16 protein-coding genes and 3 tRNA genes are annotated in these 14,249 nt (G+C 66.3%); 10 read left to right on the forward strand and 9 right to left on the reverse strand.

The window, feature by feature from the left end:
- Positions 1-62: 62 nt before the first annotated feature.
- The 3 genes from ABLE93_RS06800 to ABLE93_RS06810 form a co-directional block, all read right to left on the reverse strand.
- Positions 63-1,979: an alkyl sulfatase dimerization domain-containing protein gene (locus ABLE93_RS06800; RefSeq protein ID WP_348838878.1), complete on the reverse strand. Its 1,917-nt coding sequence runs from the start codon at positions 1,977-1,979 to the stop codon at positions 63-65.
- A 478-nt stretch (positions 1,980-2,457) separates the two neighbouring features.
- Positions 2,458-2,532 (reverse strand) — tRNA-Glu (locus ABLE93_RS06805).
- A gap of 243 nt (positions 2,533-2,775) precedes the next feature.
- Complete coding sequence (locus tag ABLE93_RS06810) at positions 2,776-3,198, reverse strand: VOC family protein (protein WP_348838880.1); 423 nt, start codon at positions 3,196-3,198, stop codon at positions 2,776-2,778.
- Between the two features lie 108 nt (positions 3,199-3,306).
- Here ABLE93_RS06810 and ABLE93_RS06815 point away from each other — a divergent pair, with 108 nt between their 5' ends.
- The 3 genes from ABLE93_RS06815 to ABLE93_RS06825 all read left to right on the forward strand — a co-directional run bounded on the left by ABLE93_RS06815 (position 3,307) and on the right by ABLE93_RS06825 (position 5,261).
- On the forward strand, positions 3,307-4,077 hold the full coding sequence (locus ABLE93_RS06815; protein WP_348838882.1) for an SIR2 family NAD-dependent protein deacylase: 771 nt from the start codon (positions 3,307-3,309) through the stop codon (positions 4,075-4,077).
- A 99-nt stretch (positions 4,078-4,176) separates the two neighbouring features.
- Positions 4,177-4,758: a cold-shock protein gene (locus ABLE93_RS06820; protein WP_348838884.1), complete on the forward strand. Its 582-nt coding sequence runs from the start codon at positions 4,177-4,179 to the stop codon at positions 4,756-4,758.
- Positions 4,759-4,760: 2 nt separating this feature from the next.
- The gene (locus ABLE93_RS06825) at positions 4,761-5,261 is read left to right on the forward strand and encodes a DUF192 domain-containing protein (RefSeq protein ID WP_348838886.1); all 501 of its coding nucleotides are present in this window, start codon (positions 4,761-4,763) and stop codon (positions 5,259-5,261) included.
- Between the two features lie 28 nt (positions 5,262-5,289).
- On the opposite strand, the gene ABLE93_RS06830 is transcribed toward ABLE93_RS06825, so the two are convergent.
- The 3 genes from ABLE93_RS06830 to ABLE93_RS06840 all read right to left on the reverse strand — a co-directional run bounded on the left by ABLE93_RS06830 (position 5,290) and on the right by ABLE93_RS06840 (position 7,337).
- Positions 5,290-5,823, reverse strand: a complete 534-nt coding sequence (locus ABLE93_RS06830; RefSeq protein WP_348838887.1) for a chromate transporter — start codon at positions 5,821-5,823, stop codon at positions 5,290-5,292.
- Positions 5,820-6,422, reverse strand: a complete 603-nt coding sequence (locus ABLE93_RS06835) for a chromate transporter (protein WP_348838889.1) — start codon at positions 6,420-6,422, stop codon at positions 5,820-5,822. The genes ABLE93_RS06830 and ABLE93_RS06835 overlap by 4 nt, the downstream gene beginning before the upstream one ends.
- Before the next feature lie 78 nt (positions 6,423-6,500).
- Positions 6,501-7,337, reverse strand: a complete 837-nt coding sequence (locus ABLE93_RS06840) for a hypothetical protein (RefSeq protein WP_348838891.1) — start codon at positions 7,335-7,337, stop codon at positions 6,501-6,503.
- 553 nt (positions 7,338-7,890) lie between these two features.
- Between ABLE93_RS06840 and ABLE93_RS06845 the strand changes: the two genes are divergently transcribed.
- A complete protein-coding gene (locus ABLE93_RS06845) occupies positions 7,891-8,739 on the forward strand; it encodes a transporter (RefSeq protein ID WP_348838893.1) in 849 nt (282 codons plus the stop codon).
- A gap of 59 nt (positions 8,740-8,798) precedes the next feature.
- Here ABLE93_RS06845 and ABLE93_RS06850 read toward each other — a convergent pair whose 3' ends face one another.
- The gene (locus ABLE93_RS06850; RefSeq protein WP_348838895.1) at positions 8,799-9,083 is read right to left on the reverse strand and encodes a hypothetical protein; all 285 of its coding nucleotides are present in this window, start codon (positions 9,081-9,083) and stop codon (positions 8,799-8,801) included.
- 172 nt (positions 9,084-9,255) lie between these two features.
- Between ABLE93_RS06850 and ABLE93_RS06855 the strand changes: the two genes are divergently transcribed.
- From ABLE93_RS06855 to ABLE93_RS06870, 4 genes are all read left to right on the forward strand, one after another.
- Positions 9,256-9,332: transfer RNA gene (locus ABLE93_RS06855), tRNA-Pro, on the forward strand.
- Between the two features lie 225 nt (positions 9,333-9,557).
- Positions 9,558-9,839 (forward strand): hypothetical protein, encoded by a 282-nt coding sequence (locus ABLE93_RS06860; RefSeq protein ID WP_348838897.1) that lies wholly within the window; start codon positions 9,558-9,560, stop codon positions 9,837-9,839.
- A gap of 116 nt (positions 9,840-9,955) precedes the next feature.
- Positions 9,956-10,261 carry an ETC complex I subunit gene (locus ABLE93_RS06865; RefSeq protein WP_348838899.1) on the forward strand — a complete coding sequence of 102 codons (306 nt, stop codon included), beginning with the start codon at positions 9,956-9,958 and terminating at the stop codon, positions 10,259-10,261.
- A gap of 69 nt (positions 10,262-10,330) precedes the next feature.
- Positions 10,331-10,407 (forward strand) — tRNA-Arg (locus ABLE93_RS06870).
- Positions 10,408-10,626: 219 nt separating this feature from the next.
- Here the strand turns inward: ABLE93_RS06870 and ABLE93_RS06875 are convergent.
- Complete coding sequence (locus tag ABLE93_RS06875; RefSeq protein ID WP_348838901.1) at positions 10,627-11,235, reverse strand: LOG family protein; 609 nt, start codon at positions 11,233-11,235, stop codon at positions 10,627-10,629.
- A 155-nt stretch (positions 11,236-11,390) separates the two neighbouring features.
- Between ABLE93_RS06875 and ABLE93_RS06880 the strand changes: the two genes are divergently transcribed.
- Together ABLE93_RS06880 and ABLE93_RS06885 are read left to right on the forward strand one after the other, a co-directional pair.
- Positions 11,391-11,762, forward strand: coding sequence for an ArsR/SmtB family transcription factor (locus tag ABLE93_RS06880; protein WP_348838903.1), 372 nt, complete (start codon positions 11,391-11,393; stop codon positions 11,760-11,762).
- Between the two features lie 6 nt (positions 11,763-11,768).
- A complete protein-coding gene (locus ABLE93_RS06885) occupies positions 11,769-13,739 on the forward strand; it encodes an ABCB family ABC transporter ATP-binding protein/permease (protein WP_348838904.1) in 1,971 nt (656 codons plus the stop codon).
- On the opposite strand, the gene ABLE93_RS06890 is transcribed toward ABLE93_RS06885, so the two are convergent.
- Positions 13,723-14,160 (reverse strand): VOC family protein, encoded by a 438-nt coding sequence (locus tag ABLE93_RS06890; RefSeq protein WP_348838906.1) that lies wholly within the window; start codon positions 14,158-14,160, stop codon positions 13,723-13,725. The genes ABLE93_RS06885 and ABLE93_RS06890 overlap by 17 nt on opposite strands.
- Positions 14,161-14,249: the final 89 nt, after the last annotated feature.

Below are 14,249 nucleotides of genomic sequence, written 5' to 3' on the forward strand. Positions count from 1 at the left end.
GTCGACGGCAGGCCCTGCTCTTGTGGCGAGCGCGTGAACCGGCCGGCGGTCGGCCGGCACCATCAATCGGCAGACACTCCGCCGCCCGCTTCCAGTTTCTTGGCGAGTGCGACCAGCGCCGGATCGTTCTGCCAGTCATAGATCGGGTCGAACATTCCAAAGAGCGCTTTCGCGTCGCCCCCACTGCCCCGGGTGACCTTGATGTCGCCCTTGTCGATGAGGGCCGCAGGATCGGCCTGGTTGTTGAAGACCAGCGTCCATGTGGCTGGCGTCATTTCGACAGTGACGTCCGGCGTCCGCCCGGCTTTGGAGAGGTCCGGCACGAAGTCCACCAGGCTGCGGCGCACATGCAGGCCGAAGGATCGATTGTCGCCGAACTGGAGCCCCATGAGCTTATCCGTGTTGGCTGAGCGTTCAGCGCTGACGCGGACCCGATAGTAGTCCACATAGTCGGCCAGAAAGCCGTCCACGGCGGCCGGAACAGCAGGGACAGCGGTGATGATGGCGGTCTTGCCTTCCAGCGCCAGCGCTTCCGACAGCATCCAGGAGCGCGTGTTGGTCGCGACGGCCCGATAGCCCATCTGGCGCAGGCTGTTGGCGGCCAACTGGCGGTACTTCGGATTGCCGTCCGCCTTCACGAGGTAATCGGAAAGCTGGGCCGCCCAGAGATAGTCGCCATCGTCGAACGCCTTGGACGCCTTGGCAAACGTCGCCTCCGGGCCGCCCATGGCCAAGACCATCCTCTCGGCTTCCTCGGTCGGGTGCAGCTTGATGAGGTGCGCCGAGTCGCGATCAAACTGGCCGAACACCGCAGTGAAAATGCGCGGTGGCATGATGGAGAGTTCGCCGTAGTTCTGCACCAGGATCGGAGCGTTCTTCAGGCGCTCCGGCAGCTGGACGGAATAGCGCAACTCATCCGGCCCCTTGCCCTGAAGGATACCCTTGAGGGACTGGTCCAGCACGAAGGCGAGCCCGTCGTGATAGTCCTGAAGTCGCTGCTCGATGGCTTGGCTGCCGGTTATGGAGGTGCTGTGCGTGCTCAGCAGAATTTCCGGCTTGAGCTTCTTCACCACCTCGATGGCCGCCATCCAGCCACTAGGATCGCGGTAGCGCCCCCCGCGCGCGCTGTAGATGTTGGGGAACCACCCCCACACCACATTGTTCATGGCGATCTTACGGTCGGGAAACCAGACGAGGGTCTGGTTGAGGGTGTCCGTTCCGACACCCTCCGTGTAAAAGACCACATCGAGGCCCGCGAGCTTCATCTTCTGCCCATCCTCGACGGGCGTGTTGACAGGCACAAATCCACCAGCGCCGGGCAAGACCGTATTCTTGAAGCCGCTGTCAGGGCCCTCCTCCGGAAGATAGAAATTGAACTGCTCGATCGAGCGCGCATAGAGAACGCTCGAGACCTCAGGATGAGCTGCCGACAGGCCGCCGGTGCGGGCGACGGACTTGTTGGTGCCGGGGTGGCCGATGATCTTGATGTCGGTATTGCCGCGCTTGGCTTCTTCTTCGACGAAGGCCTTGGCGCCGTTGACATAATGCTCATGGGAATAGACGATCGCGCGGATCGGGGCCTGGGTCGCGGTGCGAAGGAGGCGGTAGAAGCGCGCACCGTCCTCGATATTGTCGCCTGTATCGTAGATGATCAGGCCATCGGGACCTTGTACGGCATGGCAGTTGACGAGGCTGGCCGTTCCCATCGTCCAGATGCCGTCCGCGACCTTGACGACAATATCGGAGTCGTAGGAGGTGCGCCGCGGGGAATCCGGCGGCAGGTTCCAGTAGGCGGCCGTGCCCTCGCTGACCTTGGCGCCCTTCGCAATCTCCACCAGCGGCGTATCCTTGGCGTTCATGTAAGGTGAAGGATACTTGTGCCGGATCGCCGATGAATCCTGCGCGATCGCATGTCCGCCATGGATCGCCGCAACGAAGAAGACGCATGATGCGGTCAAGATATGTGCTCTTGGCGTCATGATTTCCTCCCGGGTAGTTCTGATCGTTTCTTGTGATCCCCGGAGCCATCGCAATCAGGCCGAAAAGTCTTGGCCTCGCAGTCGGCGTCATGTCTGCGATCGTGTCCTCACCGCCATCGCGGGCTCGCGAAACAGCCTTGGCGTCATTTTACCCCAGCAGATTTGGTCCCGCCAGTCGCTACGTAAGGCGTAGTGAAACTGCGGTAGGGCGGCAGTGAAATCACGCGGAAATAGTTCGCGATTGACGGATTTTAAAGCCTCGGCGGTAGGTACTGGCTTAAGGTAAAACTTGGGCGACGCGGCGAACGACGACGCAGCGGCGCTCGCAACTTGCGGAAATTGCTGCGGCTACGCTGCAGTGTCGCAGGAGGCGGGATCTGTGCTTAGAGATGTCGGCCCGATGCCGCGAATATCCGAACAGAGGCATCGACCCGCCCCCTCGATCGGTCCCGGGATTTGCGGCCTGGTCTTGCGGAGCTGGCGCGCCCTAGGGGAGTCGAACCCCTCTCTCCACCGTGAAAGGGTGGCGTCCTAACCGATAGACGAAGGGCGCGCGGCCGATCCGGGGTTTTGAGCCGCCGGAGAGGGCGTCCTTATAGGGGGCGGGCGGCGCCGCTGCAAGCGGCCGTGCCCGAGATATCCAGAGCCTGCACTCCAGCCGGGCGGCGAGAAGGGGTGCGGTGGGACGGGAGGACGGCCGGAGGGGAGTGCGGCGGAAGCGGACGTTCAGCCGCGGCGGGCTGCGGCGCCGACCCCGCGGGCGGGACGGACGCTGAGATCGCCCGCCCCGCTGGGCTCACCACTTGCCGGTGTTCGGCATGGAGGCCCAGGGTTCCGCCGGAGGCTTGGGCCCGCCCTTCTGCAGCAGCTCCACGGAGACGTTGTCCGGGGAGCGGACGAAGGCCATGTAGCCGTCGCGCGGCGGCCGGTTGATGGTGACGCCGGAGGCCATCAGCCGCTCGCACAAGCTATAGATGTCCTCAACCTCGAAGGCGAGATGGCCGAAATTGCGGCCCTCGCCATAGGGCTCCTTGTCCCAATTGTAGGTGAGCTCGATCTCGGCCACGTTCTCCTGCCCGGGAGGCGCGAGGAAGACGAGGGTATAGCGGCCCTGCGGCACCTCCTTGCGGCGCACCTCCTTCAGCCCCAGCTTGTTGCAATAGAAGTCCAGCGACTGGTCGATGTCGGTCACGCGGACCATGGTGTGCAGGAAACGCATGGGCATTCTCGTCCGTGGGAGGGGGCGCGGCGGAAGGGATTGCATCCCGCGCCGGACGCGCCACCCTGTGGGCAAGTGGAGGAGCCGGCAAGCCGGCGCTGCTCAAGTATGATCTTCGATAGCGATCTCAAGGGGGCGCAGCAGCGCCTCACCGCACTTCTCGACGGGGCTGCGCGCGCCGTGGCCTTCACCGGGGCGGGCATCTCCACCGAATGCGGCATCCCGGATTTCCGCTCCCCCGGCGGGCTTTGGACCCAGAACAAGCCCATCCCGTTCGACGTGTTCGTGGCCCACAAGGCGGCGCGCAACGAGGCGTGGCGGCGCAAGTTCGCGATGGAGGAGGCCTTCGCCTCCGCCCGTCCCGGTCGCGGCCACATGGCCCTGTCGCGCTTGCTGGCGCGCGGCCGCCTCGCCGGCGTCATCACCCAGAACATCGACGGCCTGCACCAGGCATCGGGCGTGCCCGACACTGCGCTGGTTGAGCTGCACGGCAACGGCACCTACGCCACCTGCCTCGATTGCGGCGCGCGCTACGAGCTCGCCTGGGTGAAGGAACGCTTCGACGCGGCGGGCGGCATCGCGCCGGACTGCGCCGCGTGCGGCGGACCGGTGAAGGCGGCCACCATCTCCTTCGGCCAGGCCATGCCCGAGCGCGAGATGGCGCGAGCCGATGCGCTCACGAGTGCCTGCGACCTCTTCATCGTCATCGGCTCCTCGCTGGTGGTCTTCCCCGCCGCCGGCTTCCCGCTGAAGGCGCGCCAGCGCGGGGCGCGGCTGGTCATCCTCAACCGCGAGCCCACCGAGTTTGACGACATGGCCGATCTGGTGGTGCGTTCGGAGATCGGCGACGTCCTCGCACCCTTCGCCAGCGACGCGTGAGGATTGCCTGCGAACAAGGGTGTGCGCCGCGCCATCGAGTTGCTATCCTGCCCGCTCCGCGGTAACGGGTGCGCCGCCGCGCGTAAGGTCGGGGTGGTCATGGGGTCTGACGCACTGGGGCTGGGGCCAGGGACCGCCGGCTCGACGGATGACGCGAACGAGGAGCCCGCGGGGCTCGTCGAAGTCACCGGCTCCATCAAATGGTTCGACGCCTCGAAGGGCTATGGCTTCATCGTTCCGGATGACGGCGGGCCCGACGTGCTGGTCCATGTGACATGCCTGCGCCGCGACGGATTCCAGACCGCCATGGAAGGCGCCCGGGTGGTGTGCGAGGCGGTGCAGCGCGCCAAGGGGCGGCAGGCCTTTCGCGTAATCTCCCTCGATCTCACCACCGCCGTCCATGCGGCCGCGGCCGCTCCGCCGCGCACCCGCGCCGTGGTGGAGCCGCGCAGCGGGTTCGAGCGGGCGACGGTGAAATGGTTCAACCGGCTGAGGGGCTTCGGCTTCCTCACCCAGGGCGACGGCACGCCCGACATCTTCGTCCATATGGAGACGCTGCGCCGCCACGGCCTCACGGAGCTGCGCCCGGGCCAGACCGTGCTCGTGCGCTACGGCGACGGCTCCAAGGGCCTCATGGCGGCGGAAGTGAAGGCCGATTCCGGTCCCAGCGGGAACAACTGATCATGATCCTCGTGCTGAAGCGGAGCGCGGCTGCCGCCGCCCTCGGCGCTGTCCTCGCCCTTTCGCCGCTCGCGCCCAGCGGGCATCCGCCCGCGGCGGCGGCCCAGACGACCGAGGCGGCGCAGCGGGAACCGCTGGAGATCGCCACCGCCAAGGGCGTCGTCGCCTTCGAGGTCGAGGTGGCGCGCACGGAAGAGCAGCGCTCCACCGGCCTGATGTACCGCAAATCGCTGGGCGAGCAGGCGGGCATGCTGTTCGACTTCAAGGTGGACCAGCCGGTCTACATGTGGATGAAGAACACCCTCATCCCCCTCGACATGCTGTTCATCCGCGCCGATGGCAGCATCGCCCGGGTCGCCGCCATGACCACCCCCCTGTCCACCGAGACCATCTCCTCCGGCGAGCCGGTGCGCGCGGTGCTGGAGATTGCCGGCGGCACGGCGCGCAAGCTCGGCATCAAGGCAGGCGACAAGGTCGCCCACCCCATGTTCCCGGCCAAATAGCTTCCTAGCGAAATAGGCGCGTCTTCCGCTATTGCAGCGTGAAATAGCCCACGGCGCCGCCCGCGAGGATGATGAGCGCCGGGTTGATCCTCGGTCCGAAGTAGACGAGGGCGAACACCGCCACCGCGATCACCGTCGTCTCGGTGCCGGTGATTGCGGTGCGCGCCACGGCGATGGTTCCCGATGCCATCAGTCCCACCACGATGGGGGCGAGGGCGCTCTGCAAGGCGCCACGCCAGGGCGAGCCGTCGAAATGATTCCACAGTCGCGAGGCGCCAAGGGCGAGGGTGGAGGCGGGCAGGAAGAAGCCGCAGAAGGCGATGAGCGCCCCCGGCGTGCCTGCCACGTGATAGCCGATGACGATCACCATCAGCATGTTCGGGCCAGGCGCCACCTGCCCGAGGCTGTAGATGTCGCGGAACTGGCTGTCGGTGAGCCAGTGGTGCGCACCCACGGTGAGCGCCTTCATCTCCGGCAGCACCGCCGTTCCGCCGCCGATGGCGAGCAGCGACAGAAGCGAGAAGACGCCGAGGAGGCTGAGGTCGGTGTGTGGGTTATTCATGGCTCGCCCGCCCCGCCCGGCCGCGGGCGATAGATGAAGAGGGCGAGCGGCAGGACGATCACCAGCACCAGAATGAGCGAGACGTGCAGGAAGCTCACCATCACCACGGTGATGACGATGAGCAGGATATCCCGCAGATGCTTGAGCTGCTTGTGGCCGATCTGCAGCGTCACCGCCGTCAGGAGTCCCACCGCGGCTGCGCCGATGCCGGCAAGCACGCTGTGCATGGCCGGATTGCCGTGGTTGGACGCATAGAAGATGCCGAGCGCGAACACCATGAGGCCGCCGGGCAGGGTCATGCCCAGAAATCCGGCGATGGCGCCCGGCGGCCCGCGCAGGCGGTCGCCCACGATGACGCTCATGTTGGTGGCGTTGAGGCCGGGAAGCGCCTGGGAGATCTCGAGGGCGGTGAGAAACTCCTCCTCGTCCAGCCAGCCTTTGGCGCCCACGAGGGCGTTGCGCAGATAGGCAACGACGCCGCCGCCGAAACTGGTGCCGCCGATGACGAGAAACGTGAGGAAGATCTCCAGCAGCGGCACCGGCGCCGCGCGCTCCGCGGGGCCGGCGTAGGCGGCAGGTGGCGGCTCGATCGCGCTCATGGGGGGTCCGGCTGGTCCTGGCCGCGGGAGCAGCCTGTTTGACGGGGCTTGGGCGGCGGCCCCATCGGGCCGCCGGCCTCACTCGGCGTGGGCGACTTCCTTGGTGCCGATGCCGTAGACCATGGCGGTCTTGGTGGTGCCGAGCTGGACCCATTCCGGCGCCAGCGTCTGCACGTCCCGGAAGAAGTCCTCCGACAGGCGCAGCGCCTTCTGGCTCACCGCATCGAAATGATCGAACTTGGCCTGGAAGGCGAATTCGCCCACCAGCGACGTCTCCGATGCGCGATTGCGCCAGATGGCGATGGTGGCCTTCGCCTCATAGCCATGGCCGAAATCGAAATGACCCGGATCCACCTGAATCTCCTCCACCGCCATGGCGTTCACGAGGTCGACCCGCGAGTCGCCGTCGGCATCGACGCAGGCCATGGAGGGAAACACCGAGGTGATGTTCTTGAGCACCGGGTTCAGCACCACGCCCAGCGAGGTGATGATGCAATTGTGGGAGTAGAGCGAGCGGATGCCACCCACCTGATCCTTCAGCGGCAGCAGCTCTTCCTTGAACTTGACCTGCACGGCCCCGGTGATGCGCGGCGCCATCTCCATCGCGGTGGCGCGCTCACGGTCGGGGCTGCGGAACTTGAGCGCCAGTTCGTGCTCGGGCCGCGGCCAACCGTCATCGTAGAAAGTGCGTTTGCGCAGGATGAAGGAGTTACGGTAGAGGTCGAAATCCGGCGTGTCGTAGAACAACACCTCGCGCACCTGCCGGTGGAACGCGTCCTTGTTCGTCTCGACGCCGACGCCATGCTTCTTGGCGACGCTTTTCACCTCGTTCCAGTAATCCTCGAATCGCTTGGGCGAATAGAATTGCTGAGGCCGCAGGAGGATCTTGTATTCCCGGTAGTGGATATCCAGCATTGTCTTGCTCACGGGGCAGGGCGAGGGCCGGGATCGAATCCGAAGCGGCGCCATCACCTTCTGTCCAGATTCCGCCGATGTCCACCATATCGAAAGGCTGCAGCCCCTTTTGACGCAAGAGCAGGCGTGGAATGTGTCACATCCGTGCAACAGCGCCGGGCTTTTGCGCACTCAGGCGGCAGCGAGCCGCGATAGACCCGTGGCCCATGCCCAACAATTGAGCTAGCCTCATTGGTGCTTCGGCTTCAAGGGCCCGGATCCAGGGATATCCGGTCATCCTCGAAGGTCTCGGGCGGCCTGGGGTGACACAGCCCCCGCCGCCAAGGTCGTGACACGCTGCCGCAGCATTCCCCAGATGGAGCCTCTGCTTTCCGAACCTGTTCGGAGAGCTCTACGTCTCGCGCCCCCATGGGCGCACGTCGAAGACGCCAAAGGAGGCTTGAACCTCCTTGGCCGAAAAGAGTGCGGCGCGAACGCGCCTGAGGAAGCGCCAGCGAAGAGCCTGCCGGTGGGAACCCGGCAAACCAGGGCTCACGCCTTTCGGAGGAATAAAATGACGACATTCGCAAGAATGGCGGCCGTCGCCGCATTGTCGACTGCTGCCCTCGTGCCGGCCATGGCACCGGCGTTCGCCGGCTCGGTCACCCAGCCCGGCGAAACCGTAGGCCTTGCCGCGGGCGCTCCCCTGCCGGAAGGCGTCTACTTCGTGAACACGGCGGATTGGGGCTGCCGCAACACCTCACCCGATTCGACCTGCGTCGGCGTCGATATCCCGGTTCTGGCCTGGGCCACCCCGGTCTTCCTGCTGGGTGGCCGGCTGCAACTGCTCACGGCGGTGCCGGTGGTGGAGGTGGGGGTCGAAAACGGCAATTACACCTCGGGTTTCTACAACCCCTTCTTTGCCGCCCAGCTCGCCTGGAATCTCGGCAATGGCTTTGGCTTCAGCTACATGGCCGGCTTCTATCTCGGGGTGGATACCGGGGTGGCGTTCGATTCCACCTCGTTCAACCAGCGCTTCGCCCTGAGCTACATGGCCGACGGCTGGAACCTTACCGCCAACGCCATCTGGGGCATCCAGGCGGACGGCGCGACCAACACCATCAACCCGAACTTTCTCAACGTGGACCTCACCGCCACCAAGAAGATCGGCAAGTTCGAGATCGGTCCCGTCGGCTATTACTCCACCGACCTCAACAATCCCGTGCCCTTCTACCAGAAGCAGAGCCAGTTCGCAGTCGGCGGCCTCGTGGGCTACGACTTCGGGCCTGTGATCGTGCAGGCCTATCTCACCACCGACGTCTACGAGCAGAACTACGGCGGCAAGGATACGCGCGGCTGGGCACGCATCATCGTGCCGCTGTGGAGTCCGCCGGCTGCGCCGACCCCGCTGGTCCACAAGTAGGCCAGCCTTGCCCGCCCCGCACCCCCCGACGGGGCGGGCAACTCTCGCCCGGGCCGCGTTCAGCCCGGATCGAGCGTCTTGCCGATGGAGGTGAAGAACGTCTCGCTGTACCAGCGCATTTCCGCTTCGATGTCCGGCTTGCCGGCGAGCTCGCACTGGTCGACGAGCCCGCTGACGCGTTCGAACATGGCGGCGATGAACGCATCCGGCCGCTCTTCGCGCCCGGCGAGCTGTGTGACGATGTCGCGCAGGATGTAGTGCTGCACCATGGTGTGGGCCTGGGTGGTGCCCACCGCCTTGAGCATGGAGCTGAGCCACTCTGCCAGCTCGGCGTCCGAAGCCATGTCGCAATATCCCTTAAAATTGAAAAACCGGCACAAAGGATCACGCGCCAGCTATTCGCCGGGGCGGTTGCGAAATCAAGCGGACGCGCTGGCGCAGGCCGCCGGGAAGGAGGCAAACCTTGCGCCACCCTGCGCGAGACTGTAGTAGGAACGATGCTGGCGGAGGCGCCATCGGAGCATAGCGCAGCCTGGTAGCGCATCTGCTTTGGGAGCAGAGGGTCGCAGGTTCAAATCCTGCTGCTCCGACCATTCTCACAAGTCTTTTCGCCGAATTTTCAGCCGCGCCGCGGCCGACCTGACCGCGCTTTCGATCCCACACCGGGGCAGGCGTGTCCGCTGCTGAGTGGCGTCATGGCCGCGCTTGCAATCTCCCCGCATCTCCTCAACAAGACGGCTGGATTTCGCCACGCCGAGGGCGAGGCAATGCGGGGATGAAGAATGGGAATGCCGAAGACGGCGAAGCCGCGGAACGGGATGCGACCAACGCTGGTGGCGGGACTTGCGGCCGCGATGGCCGCTGCTCTGGCCACCTCCCCCGCATGGGCGGACAAGGCTGCGGCCGACCGCTGCGCGGCCAAGCTCCCCACCGAGGCGCGCTCCATCTATGTGGCGAGCGCGCCCCATCTGGTGCCAGGCGCCGACGGGCGTGCCGTGGTGACCGAGCAGACGCGCACCCTGGTCCTCTCGGGCAAGGTCAGCCATCTCACCGCGGCCGAATCCGCTCAGGCGGCGGCCAACTGCCTCATCATGCGCTGAGACGACCCGCCGGCGCGATGCTCGGTTGTCAGTGCGCCGGGGCTTAACTATAGACGGAAGGGCTCGCGCGGTGTCGCGCGGTCCTCGGTTCGGTCAGCATCCACGGGTTCAGCACCATGGTCGCACGCATCTTCAAGCCGTCGCGCAATGCCATGCAGTCGGGCGTCGCGAAGACCAAGCACTGGGTGCTGGAATATGAGCCCGAGCATGCCCGCATGGTGGAGCCGCTCATGGGCTACACCTCCTCGGCCGACATGCGCAGCCAGATCCGCCTGACCTTCGAGACCAAGGAAGAGGCGGTGGCCTACGCGCAGAAGCGGGGCATCCCCTTCCAGGTCTTCGAGCCGCACGAGGCGACGCGCCGGCGGATCGCCTATTCGGACAATTTCGCCTTCACCCGCGCGGGGCAGTGGACACACTGAGCCGCCGGCCGGAGGCGGGCGCCTTTGCCCTTCCGTAGGGCGCCGGCACGCCGTAAAAGGCGACCAGCCGGCCCCGTAGCTCAGCTGGATAGAGCAAGTGCCTTCTAAGCACTAGGTCGCAGGTTCGAGCCCTGCCGGGGTCGCCATCCGCTCTTCGTCTACCTCTGGCGTGCGTTTCGCGCAGCCATGCTCCGCTCTGGGTGCATTGGAGCATGATTGCGACGGGATTACCCTGCCGATCTTGTTGCATTGCAGCAAAGGTCGGAGGCATGCAGACCGTCGTCACGATCATGCTGATCGGCTCCGTGGTCATGGTGGCCATCGCAGCGCTGGATCAGCCGCACAGCTGAGGGGGCTAGACGCCCTTACATGCGGTCGGCGATGGCGCCGTCCGCAGCATGCAGCGCGCGCTCGCCCACCTTGGCCGCGGCGGCGCGCAGGCGCGGGAGGATGTCTTCCACCCGGTCTGCCGTCAGCATCTCCACCGGTGTATCGGTGCGGATGAACCCGGTCTCGCGCATGTGATCGATCAGGGCGACGAAAGGGTCCCAGAAGCCGGCGATGTTGGCGAGGAGCACCGGCTTGCGGTGCCGCCCAAGCTGCGCCCAGGTCAGTTGCTCCACCAGTTCTTCCAGCGTGCCCACCCCGCCCGGCAGGGCGACGAAGGCGTCGGCGCGGTCGAACATGAGGCGCTTGCGCTCGTGCATGTCCTCCACCACCACAATTTCCGCTTTATGGGCGAAGGCGCGCTCGCGGGTCATCAGGAAGCGGGGAATGATGCCGGTCACGGCGCCGCCGGCCAGCGCCACCGCGCCGGCGACCTCCCCCATCAGCCCGATGCCGCCGCCGCCATAGACGAGGCGGACACCCTCGGCGGCCAATATCCGTCCGAAGCGGCGCGACTCCTCGGCAAACACGGCCTCGCCTCCGGAGGCGGACCCGCAATAGACGCAGACACTCTCGATTCTAGCCATGGGCTCACTTTACCAAACTTGCGGCACTTTGGGTCGGTGCCGGCCATAGCCGGGCGCCGCGACGCCGACATGACGCTGCGGCGTGTCGGCCGGGATCGCAAGTGCCGGAGGGCCGACTTGCGCGAGCGAACTATATCGTCTATCGCCGATGAACGATGAACATCGCCTCCACCCTCCCGGACCCCCAGCCCGATCCCGAAGGGGCCGGTCGGGCCGCCCTCGCGGCGCGGCTTCGGGCGCTCGCCCACCCTGCGCGGCTCGCCATGCTTGCGACCTTGGCCGGGCAGGACCGCTGCGTCTGCGGCGAGATCGTCCGGGCGCTCCCTCTTGCGCAGTCGACCGTCTCGCAACATCTGAAGGTTCTCCTGGATGCCGGCCTCATCCGCAGCCGGGCCGAGGGCCAGCGCTCCAGTTACTGCATCGATCGTGATGCGCTCGCCCGTCTCGAGACTGAAATTGAAGCGCTGTTCGCGGCGCTGAAGGGGCCGTCGGGTTGCTGCGCCCCGCCCGCGCCCGAGGAAGCCTAGCCCATCATGTCCAACGTCCCCAAAGCCGCCGGTCTCGGACGCCCCGTTGTCTCCTCCGACGCCATCTTCTCGACCATCCGCGGCCTGTGGCCCTATCTGTGGCCGGCGGGACGAACGGACCTGAGGGCGCGTGTCGTCATCACCTTCCTTCTGCTGTTCGCGGCGAAGGGGGCGACCCTGGCGGTGCCCTTCCTGTTCAAATGGGCGACCGACGCTCTCACGGCCGAAGTGGCGCAGGGCAAGGTGGCAAATCCGGACGCGTCCTTCTGGGCGCTGGTCATCGGCGCGCCGGTGGCGCTGACGCTCGCTTATGGCGTCGGGCGCATCGTGATGGCCGCCGTGACGCAGCTGCGCGACGGCCTCTTCGCCAAGGTGGCGCTCAACGCCGTGCGCAAGCTCGCGCTCGAGACGTTCGAGCACATGCACGCCTTGTCCCTGCGCTTCCATCTGGAGCGCAAGACCGGCGGCCTCACGCGGGTGCTGGAGCGGGCGCGCTCGGGTATCGAGACCATCGTGCGCATGCTGGCGCTGCAGCTCGCCCCCACCATCGTCGAGCTGGTGATGGTGCTGGGCGTCCTCTTCTTCGCCTTCGACTGGCGCTACGCCGCCGTGGTGGCGCTGACGGTGGTGCTCTATTCCGTCTTCACTTATGTCGCCAGCGAGTGGCGCCTTGCCATCCGCAAGGAGATGAACGAGAGCGACACCGACGCCAACACCAAGGCCATCGACAGCCTGCTCAACTACGAAACGGTGAAGTATTTCGGGGCCGAACGCTGGGAGACCGCGCGCTACGACCGCTCCATGGCGCGCTACGAGAAGGCGACGGTCAACACCTACACCTCTCTCGCGTGGCTCAACGCCGGGCAGGCCTTCATCTTCTCCATCGGCCTCGCCGTGGTGATGGTGATGTGCGTGCTGGACATCCGCGCCGGACGTCAGACCGTAGGCTCCTTCGTCATGGTCAATGCCATGATGATCCAGTTCTACATCCCGCTGAATTTCCTGGGCTTCATCTATCGCGAGATCAAGCAGGGGATCGTCGACATCGAAGCCATGTTCGCCGTGCTCTCCGTCGCACCGGAGATCACCGACCGTCCCGGCGCGCCGGAGCTCGTGGTGTCCGGTGGAACGGTGCGGTTCGAGGACGTGCGCTTCGCCTACGATCCCGACCGGGAAATCCTGAAAGGCATCACCTTCGAGGTCCCGGCTGGGCGCACGGTGGCCATCGTGGGGCCGTCGGGCGCCGGCAAGTCCACCTTGTCGCGGCTGCTGTTCCGCTTCTACGACGTGTCGTCGGGCCGCATCACCATCGATGGCCAGGACATCCGGGAGGTGCGGCAGGAGAGCCTGCGCGCCGCCATCGGCATGGTCCCGCAGGATACGGTGCTGTTCAACGATACCGTGGCCTACAACATCCGCTATGGGCGGGTGGACGCCAGCGACGCGGAGGTGGAGGAGGCGGCGCGCCTCGCCCAGATCGACGGCTTCATCCGCTCGACCCCCAAGGGCTACAAGACGGAAGTGGGCGAGCGCGGCCTGAAGCTTTCCGGCGGCGAGAAGCAGCGCGTGGCCATCGCTCGCACGCTGCTCAAGGGGCCGCCCATCCTGGTGCTGGACGAGGCCACCTCCGCGCTGGACAGCCACACGGAGAAGGACATCCAGGACGCGCTCGATCGCGTCTCGGAAGGCCGCACAACGCTCGTCATCGCGCACCGGCTCTCGACCGTGGTGAGTGCCGACGAGATCCTGGTCTTGGCGGAGGGGCGCGTCGCGGAGCGCGGCTGCCATGCGGAGCTGCTGGCGAAGGGCGGCCTCTACGCCGCCCTCTGGAACCGCCAGCGCGAGGCCGACGACGCGGCCGAGGCGCTCGCCCGCGCCCAGGCGGGGGAGGGGCTTTCGCCTTTGTCCGCCCAGACCGACACAGACGAGCTGCGCAAGGAGCAGCTCGACGAGGAGCGCGTCAGCGCTGCTGGTTGAAGGCCCAGACCACGCCGAAGGGATCGCGGACCTGCGCATAGCGCGCGCCCCAGAACATGTCCTCCGGCGCCATCATCGCTGTTGCGCCCGCCGCCACGGCCCGGGCGAACGCGCCGTCGGTGTCGGCCACATGGAGCGTGAGGTTGAAGCCGCCGAGCTTCTCCATCGGGCCGGCGCAATATTCCGGGTAGGGATCGGCCAGCATCACCGACGAGCCGTTGATGTAGAGGTGGAGATGCATGGTGCGCCCGCTCTCGTCCGGCGGGATGGCGAAGGCGAGTTCGGCGCCGAGCGCCTCCTTGTAGAATTCGGCGGCCTTCGCGGCGCCTTCCACCGTGAGGTAGGCGGTGACGCCTCCCTTCACCGGCGGCATCGCGGCGAAATTGCCGGGCGGCGAGGTCATCTCGGCTGCATCAGACATGGTCGTCTCTCCTTGGATGGGCGACGTGCGCGTCCCTCATCATTGACGTGCCGCGCTTCGGCATTCCGACATCGTGCCCGGATATTTTC

The organism is Xanthobacter pollutisoli (assembly GCF_040044995.1).
Lineage (GTDB): Bacteria > Pseudomonadota > Alphaproteobacteria > Rhizobiales > Xanthobacteraceae > Xanthobacter.

Coding starts and splice junctions, on each gene's coding strand:
- ABLE93_RS06800 (WP_348838878.1), bottom strand. CDS start 1,979: ATGACGCCAAGAGCACATATCTTGACCGCATCATGCGTCTTCTTCGTT.
- ABLE93_RS06810 (WP_348838880.1), bottom strand. CDS start 3,198: ATGCGTTTCCTGCACACCATGGTCCGCGTGACCGACATCGACCAGTCG.
- ABLE93_RS06815 (WP_348838882.1), top strand. CDS start 3,307: ATGATCTTCGATAGCGATCTCAAGGGGGCGCAGCAGCGCCTCACCGCA.
- ABLE93_RS06820 (WP_348838884.1), top strand. CDS start 4,177: ATGGGGTCTGACGCACTGGGGCTGGGGCCAGGGACCGCCGGCTCGACG.
- ABLE93_RS06825 (WP_348838886.1), top strand. CDS start 4,761: ATGATCCTCGTGCTGAAGCGGAGCGCGGCTGCCGCCGCCCTCGGCGCT.
- ABLE93_RS06830 (WP_348838887.1), bottom strand. CDS start 5,823: ATGAATAACCCACACACCGACCTCAGCCTCCTCGGCGTCTTCTCGCTT.
- ABLE93_RS06835 (WP_348838889.1), bottom strand. CDS start 6,422: ATGAGCGCGATCGAGCCGCCACCTGCCGCCTACGCCGGCCCCGCGGAG.
- ABLE93_RS06840 (WP_348838891.1), bottom strand. CDS start 7,337: ATGCTGGATATCCACTACCGGGAATACAAGATCCTCCTGCGGCCTCAG.
- ABLE93_RS06845 (WP_348838893.1), top strand. CDS start 7,891: ATGACGACATTCGCAAGAATGGCGGCCGTCGCCGCATTGTCGACTGCT.
- ABLE93_RS06850 (WP_348838895.1), bottom strand. CDS start 9,083: ATGGCTTCGGACGCCGAGCTGGCAGAGTGGCTCAGCTCCATGCTCAAG.
- ABLE93_RS06860 (WP_348838897.1), top strand. CDS start 9,558: ATGCGACCAACGCTGGTGGCGGGACTTGCGGCCGCGATGGCCGCTGCT.
- ABLE93_RS06865 (WP_348838899.1), top strand. CDS start 9,956: ATGGTCGCACGCATCTTCAAGCCGTCGCGCAATGCCATGCAGTCGGGC.
- ABLE93_RS06875 (WP_348838901.1), bottom strand. CDS start 11,235: ATGGCTAGAATCGAGAGTGTCTGCGTCTATTGCGGGTCCGCCTCCGGA.
- ABLE93_RS06880 (WP_348838903.1), top strand. CDS start 11,391: ATGAACATCGCCTCCACCCTCCCGGACCCCCAGCCCGATCCCGAAGGG.
- ABLE93_RS06885 (WP_348838904.1), top strand. CDS start 11,769: ATGTCCAACGTCCCCAAAGCCGCCGGTCTCGGACGCCCCGTTGTCTCC.
- ABLE93_RS06890 (WP_348838906.1), bottom strand. CDS start 14,160: ATGTCTGATGCAGCCGAGATGACCTCGCCGCCCGGCAATTTCGCCGCG.